Here is a 20,443-nt window from a genome sequence, read left to right as displayed (position 1 = left end):
TAATCCACCAACGCAAAGCCGTTCCGTCTGAGAGTAGCGTCCATGCCCGACAATATCCTTGAGACGGAAGTCTCCAAGCGCCGCACCTTCGCCATCATCGCCCATCCCGACGCGGGTAAGACGACGCTGACGGAGAAGCTGCTGCTGTTCGGCGGCGCCATCCAGATGGCGGGTGCCGTGAAGGCGCGGGGCGAGCAGCGGCGTGCGCGGTCGGACTGGATGAAGGTGGAGCGGGAGCGCGGCATTTCCGTCACCGCATCGGTGATGAATTTCGATTATGCCGACCGCACCTTCAACCTGGTGGATACGCCGGGCCACGAAGACTTTTCCGAAGACACCTATCGCACGCTGACCGCCGTGGACAGCGCCGTCATGGTCATCGACGCCGCCAAAGGCATCGAGGCGCAGACGCGCAAGCTGTTCGAGGTGTGCCGCATGCGCGACGTGCCGATCATCACCTTCATCAACAAGATGGACCGCGAGGCCCGCGATCCGTTCGAACTGATGGACGAGGTGGAGCGCGACCTGCAGCTGGAGGTGACGCCCGCCTCCTGGCCCATCGGGTCGGGTTCGGATTTCCGCGGCTGTTACGATCTGATCCGCGACCGGCTGATCCTGATGGATCGCAAGTCGGGCGACGTGGCGACGGAGGGCATCGAATGCCATGGCGTCGACGATCCGCAGATCGACAAGCTGATCCCCGCCGATCAGGCCGCCAAGCTGCGCGAGGATGTGGCCATGGTGCGGGAACTGTGCCCGCCCTTCAGCCTGGAGACCTATCGCGAAGGCCACCAGACGCCGGTGTTCTTCGGTTCCGCCATCAATAATTTCGGCGTGCGCGAGCTGCTGCTGGGTCTGGCCGAATATGCGCCGCCGCCGCGCCCGCAGAAGGCCGACAGCCGTGCGGTGGAACCCGACGAGGGCAAGGTCACCGGCTTCGTGTTCAAGGTCCAGGCCAACATGGACCCCAACCACCGCGACCGCATCGCCTTCTTCCGTCTGTGTTCCGGCCATTTCAAGCGCGGCACCAAGCTGAAGCATATGCGTTCCGGCAAGATCCTGGCCGTGAACAATGCCGTGCTGTTCCTGGCGCGCGACCGTGAGCTGGCGGAGGATGCGTTCCCCGGCGACATCATCGGCATTCCCAACCACGGCACGCTGCGCATCGGCGACACGCTGACCGAGGGGGAGGAACTGCGTTACACCGGCGTGCCCAGCTTCGCGCCGGAACTGCTGCAGCGCGTGCGCCTGGATGACCCGATGAAGGTGAAGCACCTGCGCAAGGCGCTGGAGCATTTCGCCGAGGAGGGCGCGTCCCAGGTGTTCAAGCCGGTGGTCGGTGCCGACTGGGTGGTCGGCGTCGTCGGACAGCTGCAGTTCGAAGTGCTGGCCGCCCGCATTGAGGCCGAATACGGCATGAAGGCGCGGTTCGAGACGGCCGGTTATGACGCCGCCCGCTGGGTGGAAAGCGACGATGCGGTGGCGCTGAAGAACTTCATCGACAGCCGCCGCGCCGACATTGCCGAGGATCATGACGGTGCCCTGGTCTATCTGGCCCGCAATGGCTGGCAGCTGAACCGCGCGCAGGAGGATTTCCCGGCCCTGCGGTTCCTGAAGACCCGCGAGCAGAACAAGAGCGTGACGACGGCGGCGGCCTGAGCGGCAGTTGCTGAACCCGTCAATCGGGAAACCGGTTGACGGGTTTTGTCGGCTCAAATATGTAGGTACCTACATATTTGAGCCGAGGGGTCATGGACTATGTGAGGGGGAAGGCCGGGGCCGCTATCGGGGCGCGGCTGCGCCGGCTGTCGGAACGGATCGACGGGGATGCGACGCGGGCCTATGCGGCGCAGGGCGTGGCTTTTGAACAGCGCTGGTTCGGCCTGCTGAACCAATTGGCACTGAATGGCGCGATGAGCGTGGGTGATCTGGCCCAGGCGTTGGGCATCACCCATGTCTCCGTCAGTCAGGCGCGTCAGTCGCTGGAGAAGGCCGGGCTGATCCGGCAGGAACCGGACACCACCGACGCGCGCCGGCGTCTGCTGTCGCTGAGTGCCACGGGCACTGACCTTGTCGCCCGGCTGGCCCCCCTCTGGACGGCGTTCGAGCGGGCATCGATGGAACTGGACCGAGAGGCCGGCGGGCTGGTGGCGGCGTTGGACCGGCTGGAAACGGCGCTGGACCGGCAATCGCTGTTCGACCGGGTGACGGATTTGTGTGGGGAGGAACGGTCATGACCCTGTCCAGACGTTCACTGCTGGCCGCCACCCCACTGCTGCTTGCCGGCATTCCGCACATTGGCCACGCGGCATCATCGGATTGGCTGACGCGATGGCTTGACGCGTTCAATGCAACCGAAGCCTCGGCCTATCCGGATTTCGTGCGGACCCACATTCCGACCCTGGTGCCCTATCTGGATGATGATCTGGCGCTGCGCGAGGCGACGGGTGGTTTCACCCTGTTGCGTCGGGAGGAGACGGGGCCGGGCGAGATCACGGCCTGGCTGCGGGATCGCAACTGGGACCGGTTCTCCAAGGCGGTGCTGAGCGTTTCGGATCAGCGGATCGAGGATCTGTCGTTCCTGGGGGCGCCACCACCGGATGATTTCAAGATCGAGCGTCTGGAGGAGGGGGCGGCCCTGGCCCTGCTGCGGGCCAAGCTGCGCGAGGAAGCGGCGGCGGGCCGTTTCTCCGGTGCCGTCATGGTGGCCAAGGGGCTCAACGTGCTGTTCCGGGAGGCCTATGGCGCCGTCGATGCGGGAATGGCACGGGTGAAGCCGGAAACCCGCTTCTGCATCGGGTCCATGGGCAAGATGTTCACAGCCGTCGCGGTGCTGCAACTGGCGCAGCAGGGGCGTTTGCGCCTGACCGATACGGTGGAGGCGCTGCTGCCCGACTATCCGGATACCGCGCTGGCACGACAGGTGACGGTACGCCACCTGCTGACCCATACGGGCGGCACCGGGGATTTCTTTGGTCCGGATTATGAGGCACATGCCGACGAGATGCGGATTCCGGCGGATTTCATCCGGCTGTTCGGTACGCGCGACGCGGCGTTCCCGCCGGGATCGCGCTGGGGCTACAGCAATTTCGGCTTCATCCTGCTGGGTGCCATCATCGAGCAGGTGTCGGGGATGGACTGGGCCAGCTATCAGCAGCGCCATATCTTCCAGGCGGCTGGGATGGTCGCATCCTCTCCCCATGCCGGCGAGGGCGACACGGCCGTGCCGCTGACGGGTGCCAGCCAAACGGGGCTGAAGCCGCTGCCCTTCTATACGGGCCTGCCGGCCGGCGGTGGTTATTCAACCCTGGACGATCTGCACCGGTTCGGTAAGGCGCTGACCGGGGGCGTGCTGCTGGATAAGGCGCATCTGAATTTGGCAACCCGGGGCGTGGTACCGGCCGGCAGCGCGCAATGGTCGCTGGGGCTGCGGGTTGCCCGGCGCAACGGCGCATCCTGGTATGGCCATGGCGGCAGTGCGCCGGGGGTGAACGGCGAATTCGCCTGCTATCCGGCGTCGGGATACCAAGTGACGGTATTGGCCAATCGTGGCCACCCGCACGCCGCGAATGTCGCCGACTTCATCGGTTCCCGCCTGCCGTCCGCCTGATGGGGGACGGCAGGCGCCGGGTTCAGATCACGCCCAGCAGATACAGGATGATGATGATGGGGATGGGAATCCCCACAGCCCAAAGCAGGATGCCGCGCATTTTATTCTTCCTTCCATGGTTGCTTGCACTATGGAAGGAACAGCGTCAGGCATCCGAAGTTCCATACGGTCAGTCGCGGTTGGCCTTCCACGCCTTGGCCAGCGCCACGAATCCGGCCACGTCGATCTCCTCCGCCCGCGCGGTGGGCGCGATGCCGACGGAGAGCAGCAGGGGCTCCGGTTCCTTCATCACCGATTTCAGGCTGGCGCGCAGCATCTTGCGCCGCTGGCCGAAGGCCGCACCCACCAGTGCCTCCATGGTGGCGAAATCCGGGTCGTCGGCCGGACGTTCGCGCGGGGTCAGGTGGACGACGGCGCTATCCACCTTGGGCGGCGGGGTGAAGGCGCGGGCCGGCAAATCGTAGAGGTTCCGGCAATTGGCCACCCACTGCGCCATCACTGACAGGCGGCCATAGGCGTCGGTGCGGGTACCGGCCACGATGCGGTCGGCCACTTCCTTCTGGAACATCAAGGTCAGCGACCGGTACTCGCCCATCCGCTTCAGCCAGCCGATCAGCAAGGGCGTGCCGACATTGTAGGGCAGGTTGGAAACCACGGCGCGCGGGGCCGGGACCATGTCGACCGGATCGACGGTCAGGGCGTCGGCCTGCACCAACTTCATCCGCCCCGCCGATGCTTCCACCACATCGGCCAGGGCTGCGGCAAAGCGCGGGTCGCGTTCCACTGCGGTGATGCTGGCGGCCGGACTTTCCACCAGGGCGCGGGTCAGGCCACCGGGACCGGGCCCGACCTCCACGATATTCACGCCGGTGAAATCGCCCGCCTCGCGCACGATGCGGCGGGTGACGTTCAGGTCCAGCAGGAAATGCTGCCCGAACGCCTTCTTGGCGGCCAGTTCATGGGTGGCGATGACGTCGCGCAGCGGCGGCAGATGGGAAAGGTCGCGGCCGTCACTCATGGCAAACACTCTTCTGCCGGCGGGCGGCGATGCGGGCGGCGGCGTGCAAGGCCGCGATCAGGCTGGAGGCGTTGGCTGTGCCCGTGCCGGCCAGCGACAGAGCCGTGCCATGGTCGGGCGAGGTGCGGACAAACGGCAGGCCCAGGGTGATATTGACGCCCGTATCGAAATCCAGGGTCTTCAGCGGGATCAGGCCCTGGTCGTGATACATGCAGACCACGGCGTCGTAACGCGCCCGCGCACCGGCATGGAACAGGGTGTCGGCGGGGAAGGGGCCGGTGGCATCGATACCGTCCCTCTTCAGCACCGCCACGGCGGGGGCGATGATCTCGATCTCCTCCCGCCCCATGGCCCCGTTTTCGCCGGCATGCGGGTTCAGTGCGGCCACGGCCAGACGGGGGGACGCGATACCGAAGTCGCGCTTCAGGGCTTCATTGGTGACGCGGGCCACATGCAGGATGGCATCCGACGTCAGATATTCGGCCACATCCTTCACCGCCACATGGATGGTGGCCAGCACGACGCGCAAGCCCCCACCTTCCAGCAGCATCACCGTGCCATCATCGGGCAGGCCCGCCAGATGCGCCAGATACTCCGTATGGCCCGGCCAGCGGAAGCCGCAGGCATACAAGGCACTTTTCTGGATGGGATTGGTGACCACACCCGACAGCTTGCCTTCGTTCGACAAAGCCACGGCCCGGTCGATGGCCGCGATCACCGCCGATCCGTTGGCCGGGTCCGGCTTTCCATAGCTGACAGGGGCGGGCAGGGCGACGGGCAGGATGGGCAGGGCATCGGCGAACAAGTCGGCGACGCGGTCCAACCCATCCTCGCCGATCACCGCCAGCGGCACATCCAGGCCCAGGCGGGTGGCCAGCACCCGGATACGGTCGGGATCGTCCAGCAAGACGAAGGGCGGCAAATCTGCCGCCCCGCGTTCCATCCAGGCCTTCAGGGCGATGTCGCCGCCGATGCCTGCCGGTTCCCCCATGGTCAGGCCCAGTGGCGCGGCCATGGATTACATCCTGGTTTCGATGGTGGCGTTGCGGCGCAGGTCACGCAGATAGCGGCGCTGCTGCAAATCCATGCGTTCCTGGAACAGGGCGTTGCGCACCTGGTCGGGCGGCGGCAGGCTGCCTTCCGGCACGATACGGTCGCAGACCATCAGCAGCATGGCGCCGCGGTCGGTCATCATCGGGGCCGTGGCCTGCCCGACGCCCAGCGTGCTGACCAGATCGGCGATCTGCTGCGGCACGTCGCCCATGCGGGTCATGGGCTGGGTGAAGACCTGGGAATTGGGCACGGCCTGCGTGGCCTGTTCCAGCGCCTCGCAGCCCCTTGCCTGCTCGCTCACCTGCTTGGCGGCGGCGAAGGCGGGATCGACCTGTTCGGTGCTGGCGAACGGCACCACGAACTGGCGGATGGAGATCTGGATATTCTTGGGATCGCCGGCGGCCACGATGCGCTGATCGCGCAGCCACAGGATATGATAGCCGGCGGCACCACGGATAGGGCGGGAGAACTGGCCCTTCTGCATCTGCTGCAACGAACGGTCCAGATTGTCTTCCAGCTGGCCCTGCTGGATCCAGCCCAGGTCGCCGCCATTGGCGGCACCGGCGGATTGCGAGAACTGGCGCGCCACGGCGCTGAAATTCGCCCCCCGGCCGATCTGTTCCACCAGACGCTCACCCAGGTTCTGCACCTCGGCCTCATTGGTGGTGTTGTCGACCGCCAGGAAAATCTCCGCGACCTGGTATTCCGGCTTACCGGCATTGGCGCGAATACGCTCGATATAGGCGGTGACCTCGCTGTCGGGCACGGTTACCTGCTGGCGCACGACGCGCTGCACAACCTTGCTCCAGGCGATCTGGGCCAGCATCTGCTGGCGCATCGTGGTCCAGGGCACGCCGGCCTGGGCCAGTGCCGCCTTCAACTGGTCGATATCCATGCGGTTGCGCTGTGCCGCGGCTTCCAGGTCTTCCGTCAGCTCATCCTCGGTGACGGTCAGGTTGCGCTCCCGCGCCTCCTGGATCTGCAGGGACTCGTCGGTCAGCAGGCGGATGACCTGCGGCAGCATGCGCTGGCGGGTTTCCGCATTGTCCGGCAGACCGGAGGAGACGATGGCCAGTTGCATGCGGCCTTCCACGTCGGCAACCGTGATCGGTTCCTCGTTCACGATGGCGGCGATACGGCCCAGTTGGCCCTGGGCGCCGCCGGAAATCTGCGCGAAGGCAGTGCCGGAGGTCAGGGCGATGGACAGGGCGGTCGCCCCCAGCAGGGCATTGCGCACGAGGCTTTTCATGGTCGGTCGGGTCACAGTCTGCGTCATGGGGGGTTCTTATAGAGACTAAGGTGATTAAACGCAAAGCGTACCGCTGCTCATCCGTCCTCGGTGTGCAACAAGGCGGCCACGGACAGCATCACCGTCACCCCCGCCGGCGCCCAGGCGGCCAGCAGGATGGGTACGGAACCGGACATGCCCAGCGCCATGATCACGTCCTTGACGATGAACAGCAGCAGCGCCGTGACAATGCCCGCCCCCACCAGAGCCAGCGTGCCGCCACCGCGCATCTGGCGCAGCGAGAAGGCGGCGGCCAGCAGCACCATGGCGGCATAAAGGAAGGGCTGGGCCAGCAGCGTGTGCCAGTGCAGCTTGTGCCGCACCGGCGACAGGCCGGTCAGTTCCAGGGTGCGGATGAAATTGGGCAGTTCCCAGAAGGACAGCGTGTCCGGGCTGGCGAAACTGTCCTGGATGCGCTGTTCGGTCAGGTCGGTGGGCAGCTGGTAGCGGGCCAGGAATTGCGCTGGCTCGCCCGGCTTGTTGTACCAGACCTCCGACAGGTTCCAGAAGCCTGGCACCAATTCGGCCGATGTCGCGTCCAGGCGCGCCGACAGGCGCTGCTGCGGCGTGGACAGCAGCACCATGACGCGGCGCATCTCCAGCGTGCCGGGCACCACCGACTCCGCATGGATGCGATAGGCCCCCTCCGGCGTCAGCTGGGTCAGCCAGATGCCGGACCTTCCGACATCCAGGGACGATGTCTGGCCGCGCAGATACCGGTTCTCCAGCCGCTCATACCGGGTCAGCATGGCGGCGAAGATCGGGTTCAGCACGGTGACCAGCACGACGCCGATGATCGCGGCCCAGGCCAGGACGGGGCCGGTGAACTGCCAGACGCTGATGCCGCTGGCGCGCGCCACCACCAGCTCATGCGTGCGGGTCAGGCGCCAGAACGTGTACATGGCGGCGAACAGCACGACGAACGGGAACACTTCCTGCCCGATTTCCGGCAGTTTCAGCAGGCCCATGGTGACGACGATATCGAATGTCGCCTCCGGCCGGTTGGCCGATCGGCGCAGCAGTTCGACCGTATCCAGCAGATAGACCAGGGCCAGCAGCGACGACAGGCCGGCCGCGAACCACAGCAGGAACTGCCGGCCGATATAAAGCGCGAGGGTGGAAGACAGGCGCATGGCGTCAAACCCCTCCCATCACAGGCCGCCGCATGCCCTCGCGCCGCAGATACCAGAGACCCAGCGGCACGGGCGCCAGCACGAAGATGTACAGCAGGCCGGCCAGCACCGGCACCTTGCCGATCAGGCTGACGATGCCCAGGAAGGCGCTTTGCATCACCAGGGCGCCGATGGTGGCGATGGTGATGCGCTTGCCATGACCACGGCGGGAGAATTCACCCGGCAACAGGGCCGCCAGCGCGATGATGGCAAAGGACAGGACCAGGAAGGGTGAGGCCAGCCGGTTATGCAGCTCAGCCCGCAAACGGCCGGCGAAGCGCTTGTCGGTGGGATCGTCGGCATTGGGCGTCCAGAGCTGCGCCAGCGACCGTTCGCGCGGCTCCACCCAGCGGGCGGGCAGTTCGCGGCGCAGCGACTGCAGGTCGACGGCATAACGTTCGAATTCCAGCCATTCGGTGCGGCCCGTGGCCTGGGTGAACTTGCTCTGCGTGCCATCATGGACGAGGACGCGCGGCACGCCGTCGGCATCGGTCAGGGTGCCGCTGGTGGCGGCGATGGTGGTGGTCACGCCTTCGGTGCGCGCATCATGGATCAGGATGTCCAGCAAGGTGCCGTCAGGCAGCCGGTCGCGGATATAGAGGGTCAGCTTGTCCGACAGTTCGTTGAACGTCCCCTCGCGCAGCAGGGCCGCCGACATGTCGCTGCGCACCGATTGGCGCATGGCGACCAGGCTGCGCTGTGCGGCCGGGCCCAGATAGACCGACAGGAGGAAGCTGAACAGCGTGGCCACACCCGCCAGGATCAGCACCGGCCGCGCCAGCGCCATGGGGCCCAGGCCGGCGGCGCGCATCACCACCAGTTCGCTGTCCTGGGTCAGGCGGTTATAGGTGAACAGCACGGAAGTCAGCACGCCGAAGGGCAGCACGATGGGCAGGAAGGTGGGGAAGGACAGGATGGCCAGCTGCGCGAAGGCGCCCAGCCCGGCCCCGCCCTCCACCACCAGTTCCACCAGCCGCAGCGACTGGGTCAGCCAGATGGCGGCCGACAGCGCACCCGTCACCACGAACGTGGCCAGGACAAGATTGCGCAGAAGGTAGCGGTTGATCTGAGACATCATTTCCCGAAGCGGTCGGCCCATCGCCGACCAGTATCGCACCCAAGCACGTATCGCGTGATTGCGTCCTGTTCGTGGCGGACCGACAGATTTTGGCCCAGGGTGACCTTGACATGGGTACGTGGCTGTTCTTTATCGACTCCTTGCCATGCACACAACCGCCGGCGCCATAGGGACGCCGGTTCAACGACAAGAGAGCCCCGGAATGAAAATCGCCTTTGCTTCGCCCGGTACGCCGAAATCCGGCATCCTGGCCGTCACCGTCGCCGCCGACCGCACGCTGGGCGCGCTTGGCCGTGAGCTGGACCAGAAGACCGGCGGACAGCTGACCCGCGCCATGGAGCAGGGCCGTTTCAAAGGCAAGGCGGAAGAGGTGCTGAACCTCGTCGCCCCGTCGGGCCTGGACGTCGCCCGCCTGATTCTGGTCGGCATCGGTGCGCCGGGTGATTTCGACGCCAATGGTGCGGCCAATGCCGGTGCCGCCGCCTATGCCGCCGCCCAGAACAGCGGCGAGGCCGATCTGGCCGTGGCCGTGGATGCCCATGACGGCATCGTGGGCGAGGCGGGTGAACTGGCGGCCGAAGCCGCCTTCGGCGCCCTGCTGCGCTCCTACCGTTTCGACAAGTACCGGACCACGCTGACCGACGACAAGAAGCCGTCGGTGAAGAAGGTCACCGTGCAGACGGAAAGCGCCAAGGCCGCCAAGAAGGTTTGGGAGAAGCTGGAGAAGGTCGCCGACGGCATCTTCGTCACCCGCGATGTCGTGTCCGAGCCGCCGAACATCATCTATCCGGAGACGCTGGCCGACCGCTGCGTCGAATTGTCCAAGCTGGGCCTCGAGGTCGAGGTGCTGGACGAGAAGAAGATGAAGAAGCTGGGCATGGGTGCGCTGCTGGGCGTCGGCCAGGGCTCGGTCAAGCCGCCGCGTCTGGTGGTCATGACCTGGAACGGCGGTGAGAAGGGCGAGGCGCCGGTGGCCTTCGTCGGCAAGGGCATCACCTTCGACACCGGCGGCATCTCCATCAAGCCGGCCGCCAACATGGACGAGATGAAGTGGGACATGGGCGGTTCCGGCACCGTCATCGGCCTGATGGCCGTGCTGGCCGGCCGCAAGGCCAAGGTCAACGCCGTCGGCGTCGTGGCGCTGGCCGAGAACATGCCCGACGGCAATGCCCAGCGTCCGGGCGACGTGGTCTCCACCATGTCCGGCCAGACGATCGAGGTGCTGAACACCGACGCCGAGGGCCGTCTGGTCCTGGCCGACGCGCTCTGGTACACTCAGGACCAGTTCAAGCCGAAATTCATGGTCGATCTGGCCACGCTGACCGGTGCCGTGATCGTCAGCTTGGGTAACGAGCATGCCGGCCTGTTCTCCAACGATGACGATCTGGCGGCCAAGCTGACCGATGCCGGCCTGAAGACCGGTGAGAAGCTGTGGCGCCTGCCGCTGGCCCCGGCCTATGACCGCGACATCGACAGCGACGTGGCCGACATGAAGAATATCGGCCGCCCGATGAATGCCGGTTCCATCATCGGGGCGCAGTTCCTGCAGCGCTTCGTGAACAAGGTGCCGTGGGCCCATCTGGACATCGCCGGCACCGCCTGGGCCAAAGCCGACAAGGGCATCGTGCCCAAGGGCGCCTCGGCGTTCGGCGTGCGCCTGCTGGATAAGCTGGTCGCCACGCATTACGAAGGCTGAGGTGAGCAATACCACCGGTCAAATATTCGACCGGTGGTACGGCGGCGACTGCCGCCGCGCGGCACGTGCCGCGTAAGCCAAGCCCACGGATGTGGGCGCCGGCGCCTGAGGCCCGATGATCGGTTACGATCATCGGGAACTTTGGATAAAGGCAGGGGCTGGCATCATCGCCGGCCCCTTGCCATATGATGTGCTTCCTGTTGGAGATCGGTTCCATGCGTCGTTCGGCTCTCGCCCTTACCCTCGCCCTACTGGCGGCTCCCTTGTCCCTGGCGCCCGCCCTGCCGGCGCTGGCGCAACTGGGGCTGGAGCCCAACAAGCAGATGAAGGGTGTGCTGCCCGACGATCCCGATGGCTGGGACATGAGCGATATCCGCGTCGCCGGGGGTGCCCTGCCCATGTATTCGGTGGCCACGGCCGAAGCCAGCTATCGCAAGGGCAAGGTTGAGGTTGTGGTGGGTGCCGCGCGCAGCCCGACCCTGTTCAAGTCGGTGATGGGTTCCATCAAGGTGACCAGCACCTTGCCGCCCAACGGCAAGGTGGAGACGGTGAACGGCAAGAAGGCCATCGTCACCGCCTGGCCGGAAGCCAAGGTGCCCCTGTACCAGATCCAGATTCCCGTCGGTGTCGACGGTATCGTCATGCTGACCACCCGCACCGGCACGCTGGACGATCTGCGCGCCATGGCCATGGAAGTGGATTTCGATCCTTTCCCTATCCGGTGATACACGGACGCTGGCCGGTCAGACGTTTTCATCGATCAGCTTGAAGCTGCTTCCCGGCGCGCCCGTGATTCTGATGGCGCATTGGCCCCAGCTGGCCGGGATGGTCCAGGTGACGCCCGCCTCAGCCTTCATCTTGAAGGTCTTGTGGGCGCAGCGACCCTCCACCTGATCAAGGTTGCCCTCGATCGCCGTCAGGGACAGTGTCCGCCGGACGGGGAAATAGTCCCAGGACGGTGTTGATGTCGGGCAGATGATGCCGCGGCATTCAGAGGGAATCCGCCCGACGATCAACATCGGCTGGTCGGACGCGGCAATGGTCTTCAGCTTTTCCAGTGCGGTGACCAGCTTGTCGTCACCCGGACGCTTACCCAGATCCTTGAAATGGGGCAAGGTCCACAGGGCGCTGTTCAGCAGCCCGTGCTTCAGCTCCAGTTGCAGCTGCATGCGCAGATACCGGCCATATTCCTCCGGTTCGAGGAATTCGTTGCTGCTGCTCAGTTGCCACAGATAGAGCAGGGCGATATCGGTCCTGTCGCGCAGCGCCATGATGGAGGCCCGACGCAGCAGGATATGCACGAATTCATAGATATAGCGGGCATCCGGCTCGATGGCGTCCAACGCCGCCTCCGCCTCGTCCAGCTTGCCCTGCTGGATCATGCCGTTCACCTCCAGCAGGCGGGTGCGGATGCCCCTGTCGGCGCCCGCGGACATGTCCATCCGATAATGAAAGCGCCGCACGATGTTCTGCGCATCGACGGGCTTGCCATTCTCCAGCGCCGGCTTGAACCGGCAGTTCCGCAGCCAGCGGGTGGCCTGTTCGGCGAAAGCATCCCGGCCCATGATTGCCGCCGTTTCGATATCGGTGACGCTGCCATCGGCCTTCACCGTGAAGCGTAGATCGACCCAGCCCTCTCGGGATTTGTTGTATTCGGTCGTCGGGTAATTGTTGGGAACGGCGCAGCTGTCCGGTTCCGGCAGCTCATAATTGCCCTGGATCAGACTTTGCGGATCGGCCTTTGCGGGGGTGCATGCCATGAAGGCTGCCGCCAGCAGTGGCCCGAGAGTAGCTGGGTTGATGCGCATGGATGGTCCCCGCACGGTGCTGCACCGCACAAGGGTACCTGTTTCCGTCTTGGTTACAAGCAAGCCGATCAGGTTCGGGCCGTGACTTCGCGCGCCACGCGGTCGATGCTCCCTCAAATATCCTCGTCAACCAGGCTAAAGGTGCTGCCGGGCTTTCCGGATACCTCGATGGTGCATTCGCCCCAACTGGCGGGAATGGTCCAGGTGACACCGCCATCGGCCTTGGCGCGGAAGGTGCGGGCATCGCACTGCGCCTCCACGCTGTCCAACTCGCCCTGCACATTGGCCAGCGAGATGGTGCGGCGGATGGGGCGATAACGCCAGACGGGCCGTTCCGGGGAGCAGATTTCCGGTTGGCATTCGGCCGGCACGCGACCCGACACGGCGATGGCGACCTTTGACGCCGCCAGTGCACTGAGCGAATCCAGTTCCTTGATCAACCGGTCATCGCCATCCTTTTCCCCCAGATCCTTGATCTGTTCAGCGATGCCCTTGGCCTCAAGATAGAATCCCTGCACCAAAGCCAGCCGCAGCGCCAGGCGCCTTACCCAGGCCTGCTCGCGGGGCGGCTGGTGGCTTTCGCTGTTGTGCAATTGCCGGAGATAGAGCAGGGCGATATCTGGCTTGTTCATCACCGCCATGGCCTGGGCCCGCCGGGCCATCACATGCACCATCTCGTATAGATACTTGCTGTCATCGCTGATCTCGCTGAGATCGCTCATGGCCTGCTCGGGCTGGCCCTGTTCCAGCAGGTCATCGACAGCGCGCAGGCGGCGTACCAGCTCAAGGCTGGCGCCCTTGTTGCGTTTCTCCAAGTAGAAGAAGACGCGGTGGAAGACATTGCGGGCCTCCACAGGCTTGCCGTCGCGCCGGGCAGGCGTGAATTCACATTTGGACATCCATTCTACGGTATGTTTACCGAAATCACCCCGACCCATCTGGTTGTTGATGACCAAGTCCTGCACCTTGCCATCCGCTGTCACGGTGAAGCGCAGGTCGATCCAGCCCTCAGTCCCGGAAACCTGCTCCGCCATCGGGTAGGAGAGGTTACGGGCACACTCTGCGAGTTTCGCCCTGACATAGATGCCTTGCTGCACGGGAAGCTGGGCGGCGGCTGGTGCGGCGGCACCGATCAAAAGGCCCAGGCAACACGCCAGCACCGTCCCACCATATGCACGCGACATGTCAGCCCCATCCCTGATGATGCAGGTGATGGTAGTGGCTTGCGTAACGAATGCAAGCGAATGGGATCAGCTCTCCAGTGCCGCCTCACGTGCCGCGCGCTTCTTCTCGATGCGCCGGGCCATGAACACCGACACCTCGTAAAGCAGCAGCAGCGGGATGGCCAAACCAATCTGGCTGATCACGTCGGGCGGGGTCAGGATGGCGGCGGCCACGAAGATGATGACGATGGCATAGCGGCGCTTGGACGCCAGCCCGTCGGCCGACACCAGCCCGGCGCGGACCAGCAGGGTCAGCAGCACCGGCAGCTGGAACGCCAGGCCGAAGGCGAAGATCATCGCCATGATCAGCGACAGATAATCCGCCACGCGGGTTTCCGCCTGCACGGCCAGCGTCGTGGCCGTCGCTTCCACCTCAAACCCTAAGAAAAACTTCAGGGCCATGGGCATGATGAAGAAATAGACCAGCGACGCGCCCAGAGCGAACAGCACCGGCGTGGCCACCAGGAAGGGCAGGAAGGCCTTGCGCTCATGCTTGTAAAGACCCGGCGCCACGAATTTCCAAATCTGGGTGGCGATGATGGGGAAGGCCAACATGGCCCCGGCCCAGAAGGCCACCTTCACCTGGGTCAGGAAGAATTCCTGCGGGGCGGTGAAGATCATGCGGCGCTCGGCCGCCTTCACGCCCAGCGCCTCCACCAGCGGATGCATCAGGAACTGATAGATATGGTCGGCCACCGCGAAGCAGGCCAGGAAGGCGATAATCAGGGCCCCGCCGCTCCACATCAGGCGATTGCGCAGCTCGATCAGATGTTCGAGCAGCGGCATCTTGCCCGAATCCAGCTCATCCTGTTGGGTCGGTTCGCTCAAGGCGTCTTATCCTTGGTGGGTTCCGTGGGGGCGGCGACGGTCTCGGCAACGGGCTCGGCGGCCGGCGGGGCGGGCAGGGGCGTTGCGGCACTGGCCAGATCGGCGACCTCTTCCCCGCTGACATCGGCGGCGGGGCTGGCCGGCTTGTCTTCCGGCTTGGCCTGCGTGCCGGTGGCCGGCGTGGTGAAATCCTCCACCACCAGGGTCTTGCGCACCTCGCCATCGGGATCGATGCTCTTTTCCAGCTCGTCCTGAAGGTTGAAGTTGCGGGCCTTCTGCACCTGCTCGCGCAGTTCGTCCAGTTCGGCCTGACGCACCATGTCGTCGACGCTGTTCTGGAATTCCCGCGCCATGCCGCGGGCGCGCGCCACCCATTTACCCATGGTGCTGAGCGCTTTGGGCAGATCCTTGGGGCCGATGACGATCAACGCCACCACCCCGATCACAAGCAGTTCGGACCAGCCGATATCAAACATGGTGCCTCAAGCCTTGGGCGCGTCGTCGGTCTTGGCGGGGGTGCTGTCCGTGTCCGCCTTTGCCCCGTCGGACAGGTTGGATTTGAAATTGCGGATGCCGGCGCCCAGGTCGCCCATCACCTTCGGCAGCTTGCCAGCGCCGAAAATGACCATGACGATCACCAGGATCACCAGGATCTCCATCCACCCCAAACCACCCATTGCGATTACTCCGCGTGAAAAAGGGACGCCAATGCCCCGTACCGCCGGAAAGGCGCGGGATCATGGCAGAAAGGCCCCGTGGCCGCAATGCGGCCGGGTGTTACCGTTTTTCAAAGACGAAAGCCTGGCGCGGTTCCAGCATAACGCTGACATGGCTGCCATCTTCGGGCAGGAAATGGCCCGGCGCGCGGGCATGCAGGTGGTGCGGCACCCCGTCGCGGTCGGTGACCCGCAGATGCACCAGGCTGGTGCGGCCCAGCAGGCGCGATGCCTCCACCCGTGCCAGATTGGGCACGCCGGTGACGTCACCATCGGCGGCCATGGTCAGGCGCAGCGCCTCCGGCCGGATCAGGACATCAACCGCAGTCCCCTCCGCCAGATGCGTGACGGCCAGGCAGCCGACGGGCGTGTCCACCCGGCCGTTGTGCACCACACCGGTCAGGCTGTTCACCTCGCCGAAGAAGCTGGCGGCGAACGCATCCACGGGCTTGGTGTAAAGGGCCGTGGGCGATCCAAGCTGCACCAGATGCCCGTCGCGCAGCAGGGCGATGCGGTCGGCCAGGAACATGGCCTCTTCCGGGTCATGGGTGACGATCATGGTGGCGGCCCCGCTGCGCTTCAGCACATGCAGGGTCTCGTCGCGCACCGTTTCGCGCAGGCGGGTATCCAGGCCGGAGAAGGGTTCATCCAGCAGCAGCACCGACGGCCGCGGCGCCATGGCGCGGGCCAGGGCCACACGCTGCTGCTGTCCACCCGACAGGGCATGGGGGAAGGACCGGGTGAAACCTTCCATGCCCACCTGTTCCAGCGCGGCCATGGCACGGGCATCGCGTTCGGCGGCGGGCAGGCGGTTCAGGCCGAAGCGCACATTGTCCAGCACGTTCAGATGCGGGAACAGGGCGTAATCCTGGAACACCAGCCCGATGCCGCGCTTTTCCGGGGCCAAGGAATTGCCGGGCCGGGCGATGGTCTGACCGGCGATGGAGACGGTGCCATCCTGGATGATCTCCAGCCCGGCGGCCAGGCGCAGCAGGGTGGATTTGCCGCAGCCCGAGGGGCCCACCAGACAGACGATCTCTCCCGGCGCGATGGACAACGACACATCGCTCAGGGCGCGCTTAGGGCCATAATGATGGCTGACCCTGTCCAGCGACAGGGATGGCAGGGGCAGGGGGGCGTGCCTTGGGGCCGCCGCGTCCAGCGGCTGTACCTGGGTGCAGTCCAGATCGGTCCGCAAATTCTCAGCGATCGTCGTATCCATCGCGGCCGACGCCTTCCACTTCATTCCGGGGTCCGGGAACCCTCAACAGGGTCAATACTTAGGATGCCCCCCTTCGCTTTGCAAACCGTTATTAACTGGGGGGCGGGCATGCGGCCATCCGTACCGGCCCCTCATCCGTCGTGCCCAGCCAGTCATGCAAAGCGGCACATCGGTCGCCAACACAGAGCGTGTGGTCACCCGTAAAGCGGCTGGCGGCCAGGGTCAGGTCCTGCAGCCTGCTCCCCGGACGGCTGACCCACCAGCCATCGACCAGTTTGGCATCGGGACCGGGTTCCATGCCCACGCCGCTGCCCTTGACCAGCGATCGTTCCAGGACCAGCCCCTTGTCGGTCACGCGGAACTCCTCCCGCCAATCCACCTTCTCGATGGAATGGGTCCAGGACAGGGTGAAATGGTCCGCCGGTACCCGCACCGGCGGCCGGTCGCCCAGGGTCAGGCAGAGGGCCAGGACCGTGGCGGCCGGCATCAGGCGGCGGCCAGCTTGTGACTGCGCAGGATCTGCCGGCCCAGGAACAGCGCGGACAGGGCGAAGCCCGCCTCATCCGTCCAGGGCATGGCCAGGATCAGCAGCACGGCGGCGATGAAGCCCCAGGCCATTTCCCACAGTTTCAGCTTCGTGCGGTAATGGCCGATGGTGACGATGCCCAGCATGCCGATACCGACCAGCGCCTTGATCACCATATAGACCGTGTCCAGCCAATCACCTGATTGCAGCATCAAAGCCGGATCGAACACCGCCATGAACGGCACCAGATAACCCGCCACGCCGATGCGGGTGGCCAGCCAGGCAATCTCCATATGCCCGGCCCGTGCGATGGGCGAGGCGGCCAATGCGGCAAGCGCCACCGGCGGGGTCAGGTCGGCCATGATGCCGAAATAGAAGCAGAACATATGGCTGACGATCAGCGGCACGCCCAGCTGCTGCAGCGCCGGTGCGGCGATGGAGGCGGTGATGATGTAATTGGCCGTGGTCGGCAGGCCGGTGCCCAGGATGATGCAGGCGATCATGGTCAGCACCAGGGCCAGCAGCAGATTGCCGCCCGACAGGTTGACGATGATCCCGGCCAGATCGGACGCCAGCCCGGTCAGGGTCAGCATGCCGATCAGGATGCCGACCAGGGCGCAGGCCACGCCCACCGCCACCGCCGCCCGCGCCCCGTCGGCCAGCGCTTCGGTCAGCGCCACCAGCAGGTCGCGGCCCGACTTGAACATGAAACAGGGAATGGCCAGCAGGGCGATGATCACCATGGCCATCTGTTCGGTACGCAACCCCGCCTCTGTCAGGCCCCAGGCGCCCAGGCCAAGCCCCACCCAGAAGGCCACGCGCAGCGCCATCCCGCCCAATTGCGCCACCAGCAGCAGCCCGATCATCAGCACCACGGTGCCGGCAATGCCGACCACGCCCGCGAACAAGGGCGTGCGGCCCGACAGCAGCAGCGTGACCAGCGCCACCAGCGGCAGCAGCAGATGCCAGCCCCGGCGCAGCGAGGGCAGCAGTTTCGGGCATTCGCTTTCCGGCAACCCGCGCAGGCCGGCCCTGGCCGCCTCCAGATGCGCCATCCAATAGGCGGACACGAAATAGAGGATGGCGGGGATGGCGGCGGCCTTGCATACTTCCAGATACGAAATGCCCAGGGTTTCGGCCATGATGAAGGCGGCAGCCCCCATCACCGGCGGCATGATCTGCCCGCCCATGCTGGCCGTCGCCTCCAGCGCACCGGCGAATTTCGCGCTGTAGCCGAAGCGCTTCATCATCGGGATGGTGAACTGCCCCGTGGTCAGCACATTGGCCACGCCCGACCCGTTGACCATGCCCATGAAGCCCGACGACACCACCGCCACCTTGGCCGCCCCACCCAGCCGCCGGCCGACCAGCGCCATGGACAGGTCGTTGAACAGCTGGATCACGCCGGCCTTCTCCAGGAACGCTCCGAACAGGATGAACAGGAAGATGAAGGTGGATGAGACGAAGGTCGGCGTGCCGTAAATGCCCTCGGTGGAGAAATGCAGCTGCTCGATCACCTGGTCCAGTTCATACCCGCGATGGGCCAGAAAGTCGGGCAGATAGGGCCCGAACATCGCATAGGGCACGAAGATCAGGCACATCACCGGCAGGCTCCAGCCCATGATGCGCCGTGCGGCTTCGCCCACCAGCAGCGTGTTCAGCGCCCCGACCCACAGGTCCAGATCCGTCGGCGTGCCCGACCGGATGATCAGGTCATGTTCGAACACCCAGTGATAAAGCCCCAGCAGGAAGGCCAGCGCGCCCAGCGCCCAATCGTAATAGGGCACCCGGTCCCGCTTCATCCCGTCCCGCGCCCCGATCAGCAGGAACGCCATCAGCAGCAGGAACCCGACATGGACCGACCGCACCACCAGGCTGGACAGCGGGTTGAAGGTGGCGGTCCAGAGCTGGAACAGGGCGAAACCGATGCCGATCAGGAAGATGATCTTGCGGTCCCCGGCGCGCAGCCGGGCGATCGCCGATGTCGGATCATCCTTCTCCACCGCACGGCGGACGGCTTCCTCGTCGATGGCGGGGGTCTGGACGTTGGTCATGAAGGGGCCTTGTCGTGCAGCGAAATTCTCGTTGCCGTAGGTCAGGTCGAGCGAAGCGAGCCCTGACATTGTGCACCGTCGTTGTCAGGGCTCGCTTCGCTCGACCTGACCTACGGGCAATGCCTCACAACAACCCCTTCTCCTTGTAGAAACGCTTCGCCCCCGGATGCAGCGGTGCGAATTCCGTGGCCGCGTCCTTGGACAGGGCGATCTGCTTGGCCGCCGCATGGGCCGACTGCATCGCCGCCAGATTCTCGAACATCAGCTTGGTCAGCTGATACGCCGCCTCGTCCGGCAAGCCATCATGGGTGGCCAGCGCGTTGCCGGTGATCACCGTGGGCACATCCGCCGTCTGGCCATTGTAAGTGTTGGCCGGGATCACGGCCGAACGATAGACGGTTTCCCCGATGCGGGTCACGGTTTCGGCCGGCACCGGCACCACCGTGATGTCGATGGAACTGGCCAGATCGCGCAACGATGCCACGCCCAACCCTGCCGATTGCAGCGTGGCGTCCAACTGCTGGTTCTTCATCAGATCCACACTTTCGGCGAAGGGCAGATACTCGACCTTGGCGAAATCGGCGTAGGTCAGGCCGGCGGCCTTGACCACGGCGCGCGCGTTCAGTTCCGTACCGGACTTGGGCGCCCCCACCGACACGCGCTTGCCCTTCAGGTCGGCCAGGCTCTTGATGCCCGACGCCTTCGACGCCACGATCTGGATATAGTTTGGATAGATCACCGCCAGGGTGCGCAGCTTGTTCAGCGGCGTGGCGAACCCCACTTCCGCATCGCCGCGCACGGCCTGGACCAGCGTGTCGGTCTGGGTGAAGGCCAGTTCGCCCCGGCCCGCCTGCAGCAGGTTCAAATTCTCCGCCGACGCCTTGGTCGCCTGGACGGAGAATTTGGTGTCGGGCATGGCCTTGCCATAGATTTGCGACAGGGCCACGCCCAGCGGGTAATAGACGCCGCTGGTGCCGCCGGTCAGGATGGTGATGAAGCGCGGCGCCTGTGCCAGGGACGGCAGCGCCCCGCCCATGGCCGCCGTGGCGCCCAGACCCAGAAGACTGAATTGACGCCGGTTCAGCATCTGCATATCCCACCCTCCCGATATTGTTGCCGCCCATGGTCGGGCGTTGGGGGCTGTCCATGGC

General features: G+C 65.4%; 19 protein-coding genes. 5 read left to right on the top strand and 14 right to left on the bottom strand.

Going from position 1 to position 20,443, the window contains the following annotated elements; genetic code table 11:
- Positions 1 to 42: 42 nt before the first annotated feature.
- The 3 genes from ACM9HJ_RS13375 (at position 43) to ACM9HJ_RS13365 (ending at position 3,610) form a co-directional block, all read left to right on the top strand.
- Complete coding sequence (locus tag ACM9HJ_RS13375; protein WP_416572231.1) at positions 43 to 1,659, top strand: peptide chain release factor 3; 1,617 nt, start codon at positions 43 to 45, stop codon at positions 1,657 to 1,659.
- Positions 1,660 to 1,751: 92 nt separating this feature from the next.
- Complete coding sequence (locus ACM9HJ_RS13370) at positions 1,752 to 2,237, top strand: MarR family winged helix-turn-helix transcriptional regulator (protein ID WP_416572230.1); 486 nt, start codon at positions 1,752 to 1,754, stop codon at positions 2,235 to 2,237.
- Entirely contained in the window at positions 2,234 to 3,610 is a 1,377-nt protein-coding gene (locus tag ACM9HJ_RS13365; RefSeq protein ID WP_416572229.1) for a serine hydrolase domain-containing protein, read from the top strand. The genes ACM9HJ_RS13370 and ACM9HJ_RS13365 overlap by 4 nt, the downstream gene beginning before the upstream one ends.
- A gap of 169 nt (positions 3,611 to 3,779) precedes the next feature.
- Here ACM9HJ_RS13365 and rsmA read toward each other — a convergent pair whose 3' ends face one another.
- From rsmA to lptF, 5 genes are read right to left on the bottom strand one after another with little or no spacing between them, the layout of a single operon-like run.
- The gene (gene rsmA, locus ACM9HJ_RS13360; protein ID WP_416572228.1) at positions 3,780 to 4,628 is read right to left on the bottom strand and encodes a 16S rRNA (adenine(1518)-N(6)/adenine(1519)-N(6))-dimethyltransferase RsmA; all 849 of its coding nucleotides are present in this window, start codon (positions 4,626 to 4,628) and stop codon (positions 3,780 to 3,782) included.
- Positions 4,621 to 5,643: a 4-hydroxythreonine-4-phosphate dehydrogenase PdxA gene (gene pdxA, locus ACM9HJ_RS13355; protein WP_416572227.1), complete on the bottom strand. Its 1,023-nt coding sequence runs from the start codon at positions 5,641 to 5,643 to the stop codon at positions 4,621 to 4,623. The genes rsmA and pdxA overlap by 8 nt, the downstream gene beginning before the upstream one ends.
- A gap of 3 nt (positions 5,644 to 5,646) precedes the next feature.
- Positions 5,647 to 6,957, bottom strand: coding sequence for a peptidylprolyl isomerase (locus ACM9HJ_RS13350; RefSeq protein ID WP_416572226.1), 1,311 nt, complete (start codon positions 6,955 to 6,957; stop codon positions 5,647 to 5,649).
- Positions 6,958 to 7,007: 50 nt separating this feature from the next.
- Entirely contained in the window at positions 7,008 to 8,102 is a 1,095-nt protein-coding gene (lptG, locus tag ACM9HJ_RS13345; protein ID WP_416572225.1) for an LPS export ABC transporter permease LptG, read from the bottom strand.
- A gap of 4 nt (positions 8,103 to 8,106) precedes the next feature.
- Positions 8,107 to 9,216, bottom strand: coding sequence for an LPS export ABC transporter permease LptF (gene lptF / locus ACM9HJ_RS13340; protein ID WP_416572224.1), 1,110 nt, complete (start codon positions 9,214 to 9,216; stop codon positions 8,107 to 8,109).
- 205 nt (positions 9,217 to 9,421) lie between these two features.
- On the opposite strand from lptF, the gene ACM9HJ_RS13335 reads away from it, so the two are divergent.
- Entirely contained in the window at positions 9,422 to 10,915 is a 1,494-nt protein-coding gene (locus ACM9HJ_RS13335; protein WP_416572223.1) for a leucyl aminopeptidase, read from the top strand.
- Between the two features lie 215 nt (positions 10,916 to 11,130).
- Positions 11,131 to 11,640: a hypothetical protein gene (locus ACM9HJ_RS13330; RefSeq protein WP_416572222.1), complete on the top strand. Its 510-nt coding sequence runs from the start codon at positions 11,131 to 11,133 to the stop codon at positions 11,638 to 11,640.
- 18 nt (positions 11,641 to 11,658) lie between these two features.
- On the opposite strand, the gene ACM9HJ_RS13325 is transcribed toward ACM9HJ_RS13330, so the two are convergent.
- The 9 genes from ACM9HJ_RS13325 to ACM9HJ_RS13285 all read right to left on the bottom strand — a co-directional run bounded on the left by ACM9HJ_RS13325 (position 11,659) and on the right by ACM9HJ_RS13285 (position 20,379).
- Positions 11,659 to 12,723, bottom strand: coding sequence for an energy transducer TonB (locus ACM9HJ_RS13325; RefSeq protein ID WP_416572221.1), 1,065 nt, complete (start codon positions 12,721 to 12,723; stop codon positions 11,659 to 11,661).
- 113 nt (positions 12,724 to 12,836) lie between these two features.
- Complete coding sequence (locus tag ACM9HJ_RS13320; protein ID WP_416572220.1) at positions 12,837 to 13,907, bottom strand: energy transducer TonB; 1,071 nt, start codon at positions 13,905 to 13,907, stop codon at positions 12,837 to 12,839.
- A gap of 66 nt (positions 13,908 to 13,973) precedes the next feature.
- Complete coding sequence (gene tatC, locus ACM9HJ_RS13315; RefSeq protein ID WP_416572219.1) at positions 13,974 to 14,774, bottom strand: twin-arginine translocase subunit TatC; 801 nt, start codon at positions 14,772 to 14,774, stop codon at positions 13,974 to 13,976.
- Entirely contained in the window at positions 14,771 to 15,250 is a 480-nt protein-coding gene (gene tatB / locus ACM9HJ_RS13310) for a Sec-independent protein translocase protein TatB (RefSeq protein WP_416572218.1), read from the bottom strand. The genes tatC and tatB overlap by 4 nt, the downstream gene beginning before the upstream one ends.
- Before the next feature lie 6 nt (positions 15,251 to 15,256).
- Complete coding sequence (locus ACM9HJ_RS13305) at positions 15,257 to 15,451, bottom strand: twin-arginine translocase TatA/TatE family subunit (RefSeq protein ID WP_416572217.1); 195 nt, start codon at positions 15,449 to 15,451, stop codon at positions 15,257 to 15,259.
- A 100-nt stretch (positions 15,452 to 15,551) separates the two neighbouring features.
- The gene (locus tag ACM9HJ_RS13300) at positions 15,552 to 16,736 is read right to left on the bottom strand and encodes an ABC transporter ATP-binding protein (protein WP_416572216.1); all 1,185 of its coding nucleotides are present in this window, start codon (positions 16,734 to 16,736) and stop codon (positions 15,552 to 15,554) included.
- A gap of 67 nt (positions 16,737 to 16,803) precedes the next feature.
- Positions 16,804 to 17,199: a DUF1850 domain-containing protein gene (locus ACM9HJ_RS13295; protein ID WP_416572215.1), complete on the bottom strand. Its 396-nt coding sequence runs from the start codon at positions 17,197 to 17,199 to the stop codon at positions 16,804 to 16,806.
- Positions 17,199 to 19,361 (bottom strand): TRAP transporter permease, encoded by a 2,163-nt coding sequence (locus ACM9HJ_RS13290; protein ID WP_416572214.1) that lies wholly within the window; start codon positions 19,359 to 19,361, stop codon positions 17,199 to 17,201. The genes ACM9HJ_RS13295 and ACM9HJ_RS13290 overlap by 1 nt, the downstream gene beginning before the upstream one ends.
- Before the next feature lie 55 nt (positions 19,362 to 19,416).
- Positions 19,417 to 20,379: a TAXI family TRAP transporter solute-binding subunit gene (locus ACM9HJ_RS13285; RefSeq protein ID WP_416572213.1), complete on the bottom strand. Its 963-nt coding sequence runs from the start codon at positions 20,377 to 20,379 to the stop codon at positions 19,417 to 19,419.
- Between the last annotated feature and the right edge of the window lie 64 nt (positions 20,380 to 20,443).

This window comes from Niveispirillum sp. KHB5.9, from assembly GCF_048066115.1.
Taxonomy (GTDB): Bacteria; Pseudomonadota; Alphaproteobacteria; order Azospirillales; family Azospirillaceae; genus Niveispirillum.
This window is presented reverse-complemented; position numbering and strand designations above follow the sequence as displayed.

Bases quoted from the DNA above. Each gene is read 5' to 3' on its own strand.
- pdxA (WP_416572227.1), bottom strand. From the start codon at position 5,643: ATGGCCGCGCCACTGGGCCTGACCATGGGGGAACCGGCAGGCATCGGC.
- ACM9HJ_RS13365 (WP_416572229.1), top strand. From the start codon at position 2,234: ATGACCCTGTCCAGACGTTCACTGCTGGCCGCCACCCCACTGCTGCTT.
- ACM9HJ_RS13330 (WP_416572222.1), top strand. From the start codon at position 11,131: ATGCGTCGTTCGGCTCTCGCCCTTACCCTCGCCCTACTGGCGGCTCCC.
- lptG (WP_416572225.1), bottom strand. From the start codon at position 8,102: ATGCGCCTGTCTTCCACCCTCGCGCTTTATATCGGCCGGCAGTTCCTG.
- ACM9HJ_RS13370 (WP_416572230.1), top strand. From the start codon at position 1,752: ATGGACTATGTGAGGGGGAAGGCCGGGGCCGCTATCGGGGCGCGGCTG.
- ACM9HJ_RS13290 (WP_416572214.1), bottom strand. From the start codon at position 19,361: ATGTCAGGGCTCGCTTCGCTCGACCTGACCTACGGCAACGAGAATTTC.
- ACM9HJ_RS13335 (WP_416572223.1), top strand. From the start codon at position 9,422: ATGAAAATCGCCTTTGCTTCGCCCGGTACGCCGAAATCCGGCATCCTG.
- ACM9HJ_RS13305 (WP_416572217.1), bottom strand. From the start codon at position 15,451: ATGGGTGGTTTGGGGTGGATGGAGATCCTGGTGATCCTGGTGATCGTC.
- ACM9HJ_RS13320 (WP_416572220.1), bottom strand. From the start codon at position 13,907: ATGTCGCGTGCATATGGTGGGACGGTGCTGGCGTGTTGCCTGGGCCTT.
- ACM9HJ_RS13285 (WP_416572213.1), bottom strand. From the start codon at position 20,379: ATGCTGAACCGGCGTCAATTCAGTCTTCTGGGTCTGGGCGCCACGGCG.
- tatB (WP_416572218.1), bottom strand. From the start codon at position 15,250: ATGTTTGATATCGGCTGGTCCGAACTGCTTGTGATCGGGGTGGTGGCG.
- ACM9HJ_RS13300 (WP_416572216.1), bottom strand. From the start codon at position 16,736: ATGAAGTGGAAGGCGTCGGCCGCGATGGATACGACGATCGCTGAGAAT.
- ACM9HJ_RS13375 (WP_416572231.1), top strand. From the start codon at position 43: ATGCCCGACAATATCCTTGAGACGGAAGTCTCCAAGCGCCGCACCTTC.
- lptF (WP_416572224.1), bottom strand. From the start codon at position 9,216: ATGTCTCAGATCAACCGCTACCTTCTGCGCAATCTTGTCCTGGCCACG.
- ACM9HJ_RS13325 (WP_416572221.1), bottom strand. From the start codon at position 12,723: ATGCGCATCAACCCAGCTACTCTCGGGCCACTGCTGGCGGCAGCCTTC.
- ACM9HJ_RS13295 (WP_416572215.1), bottom strand. From the start codon at position 17,199: ATGCCGGCCGCCACGGTCCTGGCCCTCTGCCTGACCCTGGGCGACCGG.
- rsmA (WP_416572228.1), bottom strand. From the start codon at position 4,628: ATGAGTGACGGCCGCGACCTTTCCCATCTGCCGCCGCTGCGCGACGTC.
- ACM9HJ_RS13350 (WP_416572226.1), bottom strand. From the start codon at position 6,957: ATGACGCAGACTGTGACCCGACCGACCATGAAAAGCCTCGTGCGCAAT.